Origin of the sequence: Clostridium minihomine, assembly GCF_900240385.1 — a bacterium.
Lineage (GTDB): Bacteria > Bacillota > Clostridia > Oscillospirales > Acutalibacteraceae > Faecalispora > Faecalispora minihomine.
Window position 1 is genome coordinate 177,831 of record NZ_OEQH01000002.1, and the last position, 13,221, is coordinate 191,051.

12 protein-coding genes are annotated in these 13,221 nt (G+C 45.5%); 3 read left to right on the forward strand and 9 right to left on the reverse strand.

Going from position 1 to position 13,221, the window contains the following annotated elements:
- The first annotated feature begins 13 nt into the window (after window positions 1–13).
- Window positions 14–742: an NAD-dependent protein deacylase gene (locus tag C1A02_RS04605; RefSeq protein ID WP_101697045.1), complete on the forward strand. Its 729-nt coding sequence runs from the start codon at window positions 14–16 to the stop codon at window positions 740–742.
- A 98-nt stretch (window positions 743–840) separates the two neighbouring features.
- A complete protein-coding gene (locus tag C1A02_RS04610; RefSeq protein WP_101697046.1) occupies window positions 841–1,797 on the forward strand; it encodes a phosphodiester glycosidase family protein in 957 nt (318 codons plus the stop codon).
- 221 nt (window positions 1,798–2,018) lie between these two features.
- Here C1A02_RS04610 and spo0A read toward each other — a convergent pair whose 3' ends face one another.
- The 8 genes from spo0A to C1A02_RS13445 form a co-directional block, all read right to left on the reverse strand.
- A complete protein-coding gene (spo0A, locus tag C1A02_RS04615; protein ID WP_101697047.1) occupies window positions 2,019–2,798 on the reverse strand; it encodes a sporulation transcription factor Spo0A in 780 nt (259 codons plus the stop codon).
- A gap of 130 nt (window positions 2,799–2,928) precedes the next feature.
- Window positions 2,929–4,176, reverse strand: coding sequence for a SpoIVB peptidase (gene spoIVB, locus C1A02_RS04620; protein WP_101697048.1), 1,248 nt, complete (start codon window positions 4,174–4,176; stop codon window positions 2,929–2,931).
- A gap of 343 nt (window positions 4,177–4,519) precedes the next feature.
- Complete coding sequence (locus C1A02_RS04625) at window positions 4,520–5,713, reverse strand: ABC transporter substrate-binding protein (protein WP_101697049.1); 1,194 nt, start codon at window positions 5,711–5,713, stop codon at window positions 4,520–4,522.
- Window positions 5,714–5,717: 4 nt separating this feature from the next.
- Window positions 5,718–6,530 carry an ABC transporter permease gene (locus C1A02_RS04630; RefSeq protein ID WP_101697050.1) on the reverse strand — a complete coding sequence of 271 codons (813 nt, stop codon included), beginning with the start codon at window positions 6,528–6,530 and terminating at the stop codon, window positions 5,718–5,720.
- Window positions 6,527–7,351, reverse strand: a complete 825-nt coding sequence (locus tag C1A02_RS04635) for an ABC transporter permease (protein ID WP_101697051.1) — start codon at window positions 7,349–7,351, stop codon at window positions 6,527–6,529. Before C1A02_RS04635 ends, C1A02_RS04630 begins: the two co-directional genes overlap by 4 nt.
- Complete coding sequence (gene potA, locus C1A02_RS04640; protein ID WP_101697052.1) at window positions 7,352–8,485, reverse strand: spermidine/putrescine ABC transporter ATP-binding protein; 1,134 nt, start codon at window positions 8,483–8,485, stop codon at window positions 7,352–7,354. It abuts the gene before it with no gap.
- 449 nt (window positions 8,486–8,934) lie between these two features.
- Window positions 8,935–9,723 carry an NlpC/P60 family protein gene (locus C1A02_RS04645; protein ID WP_243577922.1) on the reverse strand — a complete coding sequence of 263 codons (789 nt, stop codon included), beginning with the start codon at window positions 9,721–9,723 and terminating at the stop codon, window positions 8,935–8,937.
- Between the two features lie 115 nt (window positions 9,724–9,838).
- A complete protein-coding gene (locus C1A02_RS13445) occupies window positions 9,839–10,006 on the reverse strand; it encodes a hypothetical protein (protein ID WP_164997148.1) in 168 nt (55 codons plus the stop codon).
- 170 nt (window positions 10,007–10,176) lie between these two features.
- Here C1A02_RS13445 and C1A02_RS04650 point away from each other — a divergent pair, with 170 nt between their 5' ends.
- Window positions 10,177–10,548, forward strand: coding sequence for a thioesterase family protein (locus C1A02_RS04650; RefSeq protein ID WP_101697054.1), 372 nt, complete (start codon window positions 10,177–10,179; stop codon window positions 10,546–10,548).
- Window positions 10,549–12,500: 1,952 nt separating this feature from the next.
- On the opposite strand, the gene C1A02_RS04665 is transcribed toward C1A02_RS04650, so the two are convergent.
- Window positions 12,501–13,160 (reverse strand): cyclic nucleotide-binding domain-containing protein, encoded by a 660-nt coding sequence (locus C1A02_RS04665; RefSeq protein ID WP_164997149.1) that lies wholly within the window; start codon window positions 13,158–13,160, stop codon window positions 12,501–12,503.
- Window positions 13,161–13,221: the final 61 nt, after the last annotated feature.

Consider the following 13,221-nt stretch of genomic DNA (forward strand, 5'->3'; position numbering starts at 1 on the left):
CGGAGGAATTTCTATGAGCAAAATGGAACAATTTCAAAGCATAATAGACGAAAGCAGCCGGATTGTGTTTTTTGGGGGAGCCGGCGTATCTACAGAAAGCGGAATCCCCGATTTTCGCAGCGTTGACGGCCTATATCATCAAACGTATCGGTACCCGCCGGAAGAAATTTTGAGCCACAATTTTTATGTGCGTCATACCGATGAGTTTTTTGATTTTTATCGTGAAAAAATGCTTTGTTTAACCGCGCAGCCCAATGCGGCTCATCAAAAACTGGCAGAGTTGGAACAGGCCGGAAAATTAACCGCGGTTATTACGCAAAACATTGATGGATTGCACCAAAAAGCAGGCAGCAAACGGGTATATGAACTGCATGGCTCTGTTCACCGCAACTACTGCCAAAAATGTCATCAGCAATATGATGCCGAATTCATCTTAAATAGCACCGGGATTCCATCTTGTTCCTGTGGAGGAACCATAAAACCCGATGTGGTGCTGTATGGAGAAGGGTTAGAACCGGATGTAATTGACGGCGCAGTTTCGGCGATTCGCAAAGCAGACACGCTGATTATCGGCGGAACCTCTTTGGCTGTTTACCCGGCTGCGGGACTGATACATTATTTTAAAGGCAAAAATCTGGTGCTCATCAACCGTTCCAGCACCCCAATGGATCAAAATGCTAACTTAGTCATTAGCGATCGAATCGGTGATGTGTTCGGTCAGTTAATGATTACCAAAAATTAACAACGAATTTTCTAAAAAAACGGAAGTTTTTGGTTGACATAATCTCCCTATTGGTGCTAAGATTAAAATATCTGATGAAGGGAGAAATGTGCAGAAAAATGAAACAAAATAATGTGAAAAAATCATCTAAAAACGCCAGAAGAAAGCTTTTATCCGCCGCGGCTGTTTTATTAACCGTAACGCAGCTTTCCAGTGCATCCGCTGCTGTATTTACACCGATCTTCGGCCAGTTGAGGCTGACCAGTCTTGTGGCGACCTCTTTAATGTCAAACTACAGCAGAGTGGTTTCGCCCGGACTGGTGGAAACTAAGTTTACTTTTACAAACTTAAATAACAAGAAAAACGAATGCTTTATGCTGGAATACAATCCAGCCGAAAAACAGATTGGGCTGTCTGTCGGAACACCGGGCGATGGTACATATTCCGGCGGTTACCGGGCGACTACCGTGAGGGAACAGGCCAATGCGGCTATTGCCCATGGAAAACCCGTGGTGGCTGCCATAAACGGCGACATGTTTAATATGTCCACAAATCAGCCTTGGGGTGTTGTGATCAAAGATGGTGTTGAGCTTCAGGGAACCACTTCGGCACGAGCGGAACGCTGGAATTTTTTAGGAATTAAAAAAGACGGAACTCCCGTAATTGCTTCTAACCAGGAGTATCAGGCGCTGAAACCCCAGCTTCAAAATGCCATTGGGTTATATGACACCTTGTTGGTAAAGAACGGGGAATTAGTTACACAAAAAGCTGCCGACCAAAAAACCTTTTCGCCCCGCCTTGGCGTGGGAATCCGTGCAGACGGAACCGTATTTTTTGTGATGATTGATGGCCGCCAGGCCGGCTATTCCACCGGTGCCACCTTACAGGAACTGGCTCAGGTAATGAAAGATATGGGCGCAGTACAGGCCGGTAATCTGGATGCCGGCGGCTCGGCCACTCTTATGAGCCAAAACACCGGAAGCAGCGGTTTGATTCTTCGCAACCAGCCTTCTGATAAAAAAGAACGTCCGGTTCCCAATTCACTGCTGTTTGTTGTAAACAGTAATCCGTTATAAATCAAAAAAATTAAAGACTCCTTTCCCCAACCTGATTCTTTCAGGTTTTAGGGAAAGGAATTTTTCTTTTTTCGATAAAAATAATTCTTTAAAAATTTAGTATTGAAATAATGTTTCAGAAAAAATGCCCCTTTCCTTTCTTGGCAGAATTCACATTCAAATCCAAGTAAGAAAAGGAGCTTATTTTTATGATTTTCGGGAATTGTGTCAGATTTGGAATTTTAGCTGGCAGACTTCATTTCTAACCGCAGCTTATCACTAATCATAGCAATAAACTCGCTGTTTGTGGGTTTTCCACGGGTATTGTGAATGGTATAGCCAAAATAAGAGTTCAAGATATCAATATCGCCCCTATCCCAAGCAACTTCGATCGCATGACGGATCGCACGTTCTACACGGGAGGGGGTGGTTTCATACCGTTTTGCAACACTGGGATAAAGCTGTTTGGTCACTGCATTGATAATATCGGGTGTTTGAACTGCCATAATAATCGAATCACGCAAATAATGGTATCCCTTAATATGGGCTGGTACGCCGATCTGATGCAGAATTTCTGTCACCTGGATTTCCAAAGATGGTTTTCCTTTGGAAGCCGGCGCCTGAACCTGTTCTTGCTTGGGGGTCGTGCCTCCGCATATTTTTAAAATTCTTTGAGCCAATTCCTTTCCATCGAAAGGGCAAATGACAAAATATGCAGCTCCGGAAAGCATTACCTCACGCTCCAGCGTAGGGCTGCTGAATGTAGACATGACAATGAAGAATGGCGCTTTGCCCGCATACTTTTTCCGAACGGCATGAATGACCCCAATCGCATCTAACCGGGGCATAAATAAGTCCAACAGAACCGCATCGGGCTGTTCCGAATCAATATGATCCAGAACTCTTAGGCCATCTTTTGGTGCATAGGCCACATCTATTCCCGCGATTTCAAAATCATGAGAATAATTTCGAGTGAATTCGTCAGTGTCATTAGAAATCAGCAGTTTTAAATGTTTTTCCATGAACATATCCCCCTGTTTCAATTAATTTACAGGTTCATAATACCATATATTGGCATTTATGGCAATAGCTTACACAACATTTTTTATGATTTTTTGGTAAATTTATTTTAGAACGATGATAATTTTTGTGTTAAGATGCTTTTTTCTCATTTTCCATGCTAATTTTTTCGGATATTTCTACCATATTTTCTGCCAATATGCCATATCCTCGGGTTGGGTCGTTCACAAACACATGAGTTACGGCTCCAACCAGCTTGCCATCTTGCACAATCGGGCTGCCGCTCATCCCCTGAACGATGCCGCCCGTCTTACTCAAAAGCCGGGGATCCGTCACTTTTACTGTCAGATTTTTTGTTTTGGCATTATCCTGATAATTAATTGACTCAATCTCTATGCTGTAATTTTGGGGAGCCGTTCCGTCCACGGTTGTAAAAATTGTAGCAGCCCCCATTTTTACGTCTTGTTTTGACGCAACGGGGATCGCTTCCATGGATACAGGAGAAGAATTCAACATTCCGTAAACACCGGATTCTGAATTTTTTTGAAGCTGTCCTACGGGAAAATCATTGTTAAAATAACCGCGCAGTTCTCCTGCACGTCCTTTTTGTCCCTTTACAATTCCGCTGATGGTGACAGATACCACGTCACCGCTGCGCAGCGGCATCAGTTCATTGGTATCCACGTCACAGATACCATGTCCTAATCCGCCAAACGAGCCGGTATTGGGATCATAAAAAGTTACCGTACCAATTCCGGCCGTACTGTCACGAACCCATAATCCTCCCTTATAACTTCCATCGGTATCGGAAAGAATAGGGGTAAGAAACGCCGTTAGATTATCTTCGTTTCGTTTAATAGAAAGCTGAACCGCTGTTCCTTTGCTGGCTTCTATCAGCTTTGCCACCTGATTGTTCTGTGTGACCGACTGTCCGTTGACGGCAGTAATGATATCACCGACTTTTACGCCTGCTACAGCAGCCGGGTTGATCATTTTGCCATCGCTTTCAATGTCAGCCACACCCACCACCACAACACCATTTGTGAACATCTTGATGCCGAAAGGAGTACCGCAAGGCACCAAAAGTTTTTCTTCCACTACCTTGACGTTTACCGTTTTAATTGGTATCACGTCAAAGAGCATCAGTTGAGCCTGATAATTCTGGTTTGCGGATTTCAAAGCAGATGCAGTAATCTCTGTTCGATTATTTGCATCCACGATGCTTACCCCGGTTTGATTCAGCCGCAGCTTTCCCCCTGCCGTAACACGGAATTGATCGGGAAGGTTATATTGATAATAGCCCACCGCCGTTCCCGCCAGCAAGGTCACTGCTGCCAAACAACCGGTTAATCGTTGAAAAAATTTTTTTGTTTTTTTCAAACATTCACCTCCTTTCAACCTTTAATCTTTCTCAAACATCATGTTTTTATGTTGCCAAATCCGCTTTAAACAGGAGAATTGTGGAAAAAAGAATCAAAGCGTTCATACGGTGGTTGAATGCTGTCAGAAATTTTATCATTTACCTGAATTATCTTTTTATTTCAGATTTAAAAAAAGAAAAAAGAACCTGATGAAACAGGCTCTTTTTTCAAAATCAAATTTTTAAATTTTAATGGATATCTTTTTGCTTTTGAACGAAATGCGGAGCCCAGCCTTGAGAATTTAAATTTGTATTCAAAAAAGGGACAGCCTGCGAAAGTAGGCCGTCCCTTTTTATCAAATACTATTGTAGTTCCCATTTGCGCTTTCGGCGCTTGTAAATAATGACCACCAGATACACGGCCAAAAACACTGCCAAAATAGCTATCAGCGTGGCTGTTTCTCCCGGCCCGCCCATCTTCACCTCTGCCCAAAGGGTATCGAGCTGAAGGTTGGTATCATCCGGCAGAACAGCAAAGGTTTCGGCCTGATTCATGATTTCTTCCGGCGGATAATAGTTGGGGTTATTCACAATCTCTTCGGGCAAAAGTTCTTTGGCGGCGCTTTCCGGTGTGGAATAACCGATGTATTCCACGTTAGCAGCGGCAATTTCAGGCTCACACAAAAAGTTAATATAAGCTTCTGCCGCTTCTTTGTTTTTAGAAGTTACCGGAACACAGGCCGCATCCACAAAGAAGTTGGTTCCTTGCTTAGTCGGAATGGCAAAACCAATATCCGGGTTCGATTCCACCAAAGTGGCCGCGTCACCCGCATAATAGGGTGCAACCCAAGCCTCGCCGCTGGCCATTTTATCAAAAATTTGATCCATCACATAGGCCTGCACCAAAGGCTTTTGCTGCTTTAAAAGCATGGCCGCCTGTTCCCATTCAGAAGATTCCGTGCTGTTAAAGGAAAAGCCAAGCATCTTCTGGGCAATTCCGAAAGCATCGCGCGGATTATCAAACATCAGGATTTTTCCGGAATACTTTTCGTCCCATAAAATATCCCAGCTATCCACGGTTTCCTTTACATAATTCTTGTTGTAAAAGATGCCCACCACACCCCAAGTGTAAGGCACAGAATACTCGCCGGTGGGATCATACACGGGTTTTAAAAATTCCGGATCAATGTGTTTAAAATTGGGAATATTCTGAAAATCCAGCTTTTGCAAAAGACCTTCTCGAACCAGCTTAGAAATCATATAGTCAGAGGGAATTACCACGTCGTAATTCGCCCCGCCGCTGACCAGCTTGGCGTAAAGGTTTTCGTTGCTTTCAAAGGTGGTGTAGTTCACCTCGATGCCGGTGCGCCGGGTGAATTCCTTATTGACGTCAAGGCTGCCTTCTACGCCATTTGAAATATATTCGCCCCAGTTGTATACATTGATGGTTACACCGGTTTTGGGAGCCGCCTGTGCCTGCGCATGCACCCGCATCGAAAAAAGCAAAGGGCACACAAACAAAATCAACAGGGCAAAAGCCGTTACTCTCTTTTTCAAAAGCTTACGCCTCCTCCCTTTCCAGTTCCTGCTGCTTCTCTTTGGACTGGCGTACATTGATAATCAGCAGCAGAATCAGAATGGTACCGAACAGCAATGTGGACAGCGCGTTGATTTCGGGGCTGATCCGCTTTCTGGTCATGGAATAAATATAAATGGGCAGTGTCTGGGTTGTGCCGCTGGTAAAATAGCTGATGACAAAATCATCAATCGACAGCGTAAATGCCATAATCATACCCGTGATGACACCGGGAATAATCTCGGGCAAAACCACCTTTAAAAAGGATTTGACCGGCGGGCAGCCCAAATCCTGGGCCGCCTCGTACATATGAGGATCCATCTGCCGTAATTTCGGCAAAACGGATAAAATCACATAGGGAAGCGAAAACGTGATATGCGCAAAAATCAGCGACACCATTCCCAGTGAAATGCCGCCCATGGCACGGGCAAAAAACACAAACAGCAGCATCAGCGAAACACCGGTGACGATCTCGGGGTTCACCATGGGAAAGTTGGTCACATTCATCACCAACCGGCGGCTCCACCGCTTCATGCCGTTAATGCCGATTGCGGCTGCTGTGCCGATTGCTGTGGCTCCCAGCGCCGAAAACAATGCAATCACCAATGTATTCTGAAGCGCCTCCAGAATCAGCCTGTCCTGAAAGAGCTGACGATACCAGCGCAGGGAAAAACCCGACCATACCGAGCGGCTCATGGTGGAAGAATCATTAAAAGAAAAAATAATCAAAATAAAAATCGGGGCGTACAGGAAAAGATAAATCAGAACCATGTACAGCCGGGATACCGTTTTTGTCATATCAGCATTCCCTCCCCGTCCGCGCGGTCACCTTCGTCAAACTGATTCATAATGCCCATGCAAATTAAAATCAGCAGCATCAGCACCAAAGAAATGGCCGAACCCAAATTGGGATTATAGGCACTGCCCAAAAACTGCATATCAATCAAGTCACCGATGAGCAGATTTCCGCCGCCGCCCAGCATTTTAGAAATAATAAATGTACTGACCGACGGAACAAATACCATGGTTACGCCGGAAATTACCCCCGGCATGCTCAACGGAAAGGTCACCTTATGAAACACCTTGCTGCGGCCTGCACCCAAATCCTGTGCCGCTTCAATAATGCTTTGGTCAATTTTAGTCAGCACCGAATAAATGGGCAGAATCATATAAGGCATATAGTTATAAACCATGCCCAAAACCACCGCACCCTGAGTGTTTATCAGATGCAGCCTGCCAAGGCCAAGCCCGGCCAGCATGGAATTGATAATTCCGTTGTCCTCTAAAATGGTCATCCATGCATAGGTGCGCAGAAGAAAGTTCATCCACATGGGCAGCATCACCAGCATAATTAAAATGCTTTGCCGGCGCACACTGGTGCGCGAGATAATATAGGCCAGCGGATATCCCACCACCAAAGAAATCACCGTGGCAATCAATCCCAGCCAAATCGAACGCAGAAACACATTGGAATACTGCCCGACCCCTGCCAGATTGTGCAATGTAAACTGTCCCTGCTGATCGGTAAAGGCAAAATACCCCACCAAAAACATGGGCACCACAATGAAAATGACCATCCAAATCAGATAAGGCGCGGAAACCGCCTTCGATTTAATCATTCAGCTTTCCGCCTCCTCTTCCTGCTCCGGAGGCTGGGAATCCTCCTCCATCTCATCGCTGAAGGTGCTGTAATCCCCGAATGTTCCGGAATATTCCGATTTTTTCATAATATGGATGTCGTCGGGCTGAAGAATCAGGCCGATTCTATCCCCTACTTCCTGATAATCCGTAGACTGAATCATCCATTTAAAGTCATGGACATCCACAATAATTTCATAATGGACTCCCTTAAAGTTCACAGAAGTCACCACGCCGGAGATATGCCCTTCCACCGGCGTTACCACCTCAATATCTTCAGGCCGGATGACCACATCCACCGGCTCCATGGGGCGAAAGCCCTTATCCAGACAATCGAATTTGCGGCCGGCAAACTCCACCAGAAAATCCCGGTGCATCACGCCGTCAATAATATTACTTTCCCCAATAAAGTCGGCGATAAAAGCATTTTTCGGTTCATTATAAATGTCCTGGGGTGTGCCGATTTGCTGAATGCGTCCCTTATCCATGACGACAACGGTGTCGGACATGGACAAAGCTTCTTCCTGATCATGGGTGACAAACACAAACGTAATGCCCAGCTGCTGCTGAATCTTTTTCAGCTCAGCCTGCATGTCTTTTCTCAGTTTTAAATCCAGCGCGCCCAAAGGCTCATCCAAAAGCAGCACTTTGGGGTCGTTGGCCAACGCACGGGCAATGGCCACGCGCTGCTGCTGCCCGCCGGACAGCGAATTCACACCACGCCGGGCAAAACCGCTCAGGTTCACCATGTCCAGCATACGCTTCACTGTTTCGCGAATCTGCGCTTCGGGCTTTTTGTGCACCCGCATTCCAAACGCCACGTTCTCAAACACATTCAGGTGTGGGAACAAAGCGTATTTTTGAAAAATTGTGTTGACCTCGCGCTTATGCGGGGGAACATCGTTGATCTTTTTGCCGTTAAAAAAAACATCGCCTGCGTCTGGTGTGACAAATCCGCCGATAATGCGCAGGGTCGTGGTTTTGCCGCAGCCCGAAGGCCCCAACAAGGTCACGAACTCGCCGTCGCGGATATTGAGATTCAGGCTTTTCAGCACAGTCTCTTTGCCAAACGACACATCAATGTTCTGAAGTGAAATAATCGTGTTATTTTCCATTTGTGCATCCCCTTTGCGGTAATAATCAGTCACGTTAAACCAATTCTGGCGCTAACGCAAGCCTGGCCGCGCCGTGTTTATTGCCCTCCGCAAAGGATTTTTCACAATCTTAGAAGATTGCGGCAATAGAGCGAAGCCAAAATTCTTTCAGATGCAAACGCAACAAGTAAAATAATAGAGTTAATATCGTGATTTGTCAAGGATTTATTTCATTTTTTACCGAATTTTGATATTTTATGAATATATTGCATAGAACCTGCCGTTTTTCGCTGGTTTTTCTTCCAAATCCTTTGATTTTCACACTTTGTATTCTCTCCTTTTCCTGTAAAAAAAACCGGCAGGGACAACTTGTCCCCTGCCGAAATCAAATTTATGTTATTCTATGTAAGAATTTACCTGGAACAAACAAAATCAAATTCTGCCGATTTTTTCAAAGCATTTCATCAGGGTTAAGGCTGAGCCACCACCGCTGTGTCGTCTTCATCCAGATCAAAGGGAACCGGTTCGGTTCCGGTGGCAGCAGCGGCTTTATCTTCCGCTGCCGCAATTCCGGCAGCCTCGGCTGCCTGTGCCTGCGGAGTCGGCGCGGTAGAAGTGATCACGCCGGTGGCATCAATGGTATAAATGGTGTCGCCGATGGTGCGGGTGGTTTTAATGGCATATTCGCCGTTTTCATAATAATAGTCGTTTCCGTTATATGTAGCAAAACCGGTGGTCGGGTAAGAAAGCTGGGGAAGTTTAAACCAGGTTGTCCACTTGTTTTTTGCTCTGCCGAATACTTTTTCGTATTTCATATCGTAACCGGTGCCCCGGTTGTCAATTGCCATGTTGTTTCCCACATAAACGCCCACATGACCCGGCTGGTACAGAATCAGGCCGTGTGTTCTGGGAAGAGAGGACCAGTTGCTGTAATTGATGGTTCCTTTGCTTTTCGCACTGCTCAGCATTCCGCTGCCGGTGCCCGAAACAGATACCAAACTGGAATTGGGGTTGGTCTTATCGCCTGTCCACCATAAATAGGACTTAATCAGGCCGGAGCAATCGGTATAGCGTGTGCCGTTTCTCAATTGACCAATGCTGCCATAGCTGTACTTCCATTTTTCCGTATAAGCTTTCATCACATGGTCAGATAATCCGACACCTGTTTTTACTTCCGCTGCCTTTGCCGGGGCGCTCAGTCCGGTCACCGTCAAAAAGCAAAAAGCAAACGCCAACACTGCTGCCAGTCTTTTTCTCATTCCTTTGCATCCTCCCATGTCTCGGCTGGTGGCGGGCTGATAAATCCCGCATTACAAAAAATTACAATTGTAACAAATTGGTTACAGTCTATCATAATTTGTGGAAGAATTCAAGTCAAAATCTCTTTTTCTTTGCTGATTTTCCCCCAAACTTTGTAAAAAGTAACAGGAAATTTATTCCAACCCCTTTTTCTTCTTTTCTATATAAAGCAAATGGGAAGAGAAAGCCTTCTTGTTCTGCCCGGCTTTCAATTGAAATCAAATTTTTGAAATCAAATTTCATTGAGATTGAAACCCCCGGTATGCTATACTGATGACACCATTGATTCACTCCACTTGGCGGCTGTGTTTTTTGGCTGGATTTACAATGCAAGTGGAGCAACAAAAATGGACGGCTCGATTCTTGTGCAAAGCAAGCAATTACATTATCATGTTGAAAGGAAGATATCATTTATGGAGCTTAAAGTAGGTATGAGCAACACCATTCAAGTCATCGTCGATGAATCTAATACAGCGGCTCGCCAAGGGAACAACCTGCCGCCGGTATTTTCCACCCCGCACATGATTTCTGCTATGGAAACCGCCAGTTATCAGTGCATTGAACCCGCGTTGCCACAGGGCAAAGGTTCTGTGGGAACTCATGTGAATGTGTCCCACGATATGGCCGCCCCCATCGGCACCGAGGTGACCGTTACTGCCACCGTCACCGAAATTGACCGTCGGCGCGTGGAATTCAGCGTTCTGGCCACCTGCCCCAAAGGACAAGTCGGCGCCGGAACCCACACCCGGTTTATCATCGATTTAAATAAGTTTCAGAACAAATAAATCCCTTTTACGGATTTTTAACGGTTCGGCTCGCACACCCGGCGATTCCGGGAAAAGGGCACGGCACCCCACTGACTAAGTCGGTGGTTGTGTCGCACAACAAACAAGCCCCGGTCAAAAATTTGACCGGGGCTTGTTTGTCATGTTTTCTATAAAAGCACAGGATGGAGTGAGCATCGTTTTGGAAGCAATCAAACGGTATGTATGTGCAACCAGTTTTTTTACTTTGAGTATGGCTTGCCTTTTATAGGCAAAGTTTTCAACGTAGGATATTCCTCTTTATTTTTTCTAGATATTAATTCTAATCGGCATGTATCAGCTTTTATGTGGTTCAAAAGATGAGTAAACAATGAGTCCTCACAGAATGACACACAAGGGATATGGGCAACCCGGCTTTGTTTCCCCACGGGCTTTCAATCCCTTTGGGGCTGCGGGCTGGTTTTCGATGGTTGCGCCCACTGTAATGTGACAAATTTTCCCATTAAAAACACCCCAAACCGTACTACTGTTCTTGCATTCCATTGCCAAAACTGGTATAATCTGGGTGTAAGGCACAAATAAAGTGCAAATGCAGGAACGAGGTGCTAGAACCACCTCGCCCCCTGTATACGGAGAAGTGGCTCCATATACAACGGATCAACCGCACATTCGCAGGATCATTATACCTTATTTTTCCTCTCTTGTACAGAGGAGATGGGAATTGGCCAAGGGGTATTTTGAGTTCTGCGGAGTGGGTATGATCCGTGCACGACTGATGAGCGTGGTATATGGATTGGAAGTTGAGACCCATCCGTACCGCGCTTTTTTGTTGCCTTACAGACAGCGGTTCGGAACAGGCTGGGATTTTTTCGTGATCCTATTTTCCCCTTAAAATACTCACATAAAATGCGCTTTTACAGGCGCCTTCTTTGCCCAGCCGTTCCAACCTAAGTCTGTAAGCATACAATTGCCATGGGCATTCAAAGGCCACCATGCAGCCAAAGGAACACACTGCAAGAAAGCGGAGGGTTCCCTGCGGAATGGCTGCGGGTAAAACTTTACCCCGGGCAAAAAAAGAACCGTTCTTTTTCACAAAGAACGGTTCTTTGCTTTTGTTACACAGAGAAACCAGAGTAAGCCGAAAAGCATTGCTCTTATGCCGGGTGAGCCCGCTTTGCTTTGTGATGCTTTCTATTATAATAAAAGTCTGACTGCTTTTATAAGAATATTCTTCTTATTTCTACTTCGCCCCTCTTGCCGGGGCTGGCACTTCCTTTCGTGGAAAGACGAAAGGAAGCAAAGGCTTTCCAGGGGGAGAGTTTCGATCCTCTCCCCCTGGACCCCTTCTCAACGACACAAAGGCTCCGCCTTTGGAAACCGGAAACAATAAGACACAAGTCATGTGGGATCGCGCCAAAGGTGGCGCTTGGTTGGCGTGACTGCACATAGCTAACGTAGAAGAAATGGAACCTAGCTTTCGATAGCGCCGCCGTGCGGTAGTGCGCCGCCGGAGGCGAGTGCGCCACCCACGATTTAGCGGCGCGTTACACAAAACTTTCGTCTTTCCCTGATTTTAAACGGATTCCAAAGGCAGAGCCTTGGCAAGTCTTTGCCTACTTTCTTCTTGAAAGAAAGTAGGGGCCCGCCCCGGCCTGAGGGGTAAGGGAAAGATGAGAAGAATGTTTTTATAAGAACAATAAAATGAATTATTTAATAGAGAATAAGCCTTTCTGTCCGGTGGAAAAAATAAGCCCCGCCCCGGCCTGAGGGGCGAAGTAGAAAGAAGAAGAATGTTCTTATAAAAACAATAAAGAAATAATCATTTATATAGCTTCCCCTTTGGCAGGAGAGACAATAGGAAGAATAGAAAAATATTCTTCTAAAAAAGCAATGCAAAGAATGCAAAAAAAATCTATTGATAAAATCTCTATGCTAACCGGTGTAAACTGAGCTTTTGAATCAAAAACATGGTATCATACATATAAGTCACCGGCTCTTTCTTGAAGCATTTTCTGATTCACGATTTGAAAGCCATTGGTTTGCTTTTTCAGCACCCCATCGTTGCACAGTTTTTGAAGACATCGCAGCAGATGCCGATAGCTGGAACCAAGAAGCCCGGCCACATCGGTCAGTGTTTCGCGAAAGATTCCGTTACAGTTGGTTTGAACAATATAGGCACATAGCCTCTCTTCCAGCGTGTAAAGCATAGTGGTTGCGCTATAGGTGTCCCTTTGCTTCAGCTTGCCGGCAAGCTCACGGGCAAGGCCTTGAGCAAAAACACTATGATTTAATAAGTGAGGATTCTTGGAAAAAGGCACCACAATACATTCAAAGTCCGACACCGCTTGCACCGTGGCAAAAGCCTCTGGTTCCTCCATAAGCATTTCTAAATCGCCCAAAATTCCGGAAGAAATAAAATAGCACAGAAGAAGCTGTTTGCCGCTGGAAGAATGAAGGCAAACTTTTGCTTTTCCAGACAGCACAAAATAAAGACTGTCAATCGCATGACCTTCCCGCAGGACGTATTCCCCCTGCCGGAATTTTAACAGCACCGGTTGCTTTACATCTGCATCCTGCAACCCATATTGAGCAAGCAGCGCCAAATCCTCTTTGCCTGCCAAGCGTTTTTCCATACAGACACCCCCTAAAAAGAGTATGACATATGTCATATCCCAATAGCAAGCTTTTCCTATA

Coding starts and splice junctions, on each gene's coding strand:
- C1A02_RS04605 (WP_101697045.1), top strand. CDS start 14: ATGAGCAAAATGGAACAATTTCAAAGCATAATAGACGAAAGCAGCCGG.
- C1A02_RS04610 (WP_101697046.1), top strand. CDS start 841: ATGAAACAAAATAATGTGAAAAAATCATCTAAAAACGCCAGAAGAAAG.
- spo0A (WP_101697047.1), bottom strand. CDS start 2,798: ATGGAAAAACATTTAAAACTGCTGATTTCTAATGACACTGACGAATTC.
- C1A02_RS04630 (WP_101697050.1), bottom strand. CDS start 6,530: ATGACAAAAACGGTATCCCGGCTGTACATGGTTCTGATTTATCTTTTC.
- C1A02_RS04635 (WP_101697051.1), bottom strand. CDS start 7,351: ATGATTAAATCGAAGGCGGTTTCCGCGCCTTATCTGATTTGGATGGTC.
- potA (WP_101697052.1), bottom strand. CDS start 8,485: ATGGAAAATAACACGATTATTTCACTTCAGAACATTGATGTGTCGTTT.
- C1A02_RS04645 (WP_243577922.1), bottom strand. CDS start 9,723: ATGAGAAAAAGACTGGCAGCAGTGTTGGCGTTTGCTTTTTGCTTTTTG.
- C1A02_RS13445 (WP_164997148.1), bottom strand. CDS start 10,006: ATGAAATTTGATTTCAAAAATTTGATTTCAATTGAAAGCCGGGCAGAA.
- C1A02_RS04650 (WP_101697054.1), top strand. CDS start 10,177: ATGGAGCTTAAAGTAGGTATGAGCAACACCATTCAAGTCATCGTCGAT.
- C1A02_RS04665 (WP_164997149.1), bottom strand. CDS start 13,160: ATGGAAAAACGCTTGGCAGGCAAAGAGGATTTGGCGCTGCTTGCTCAA.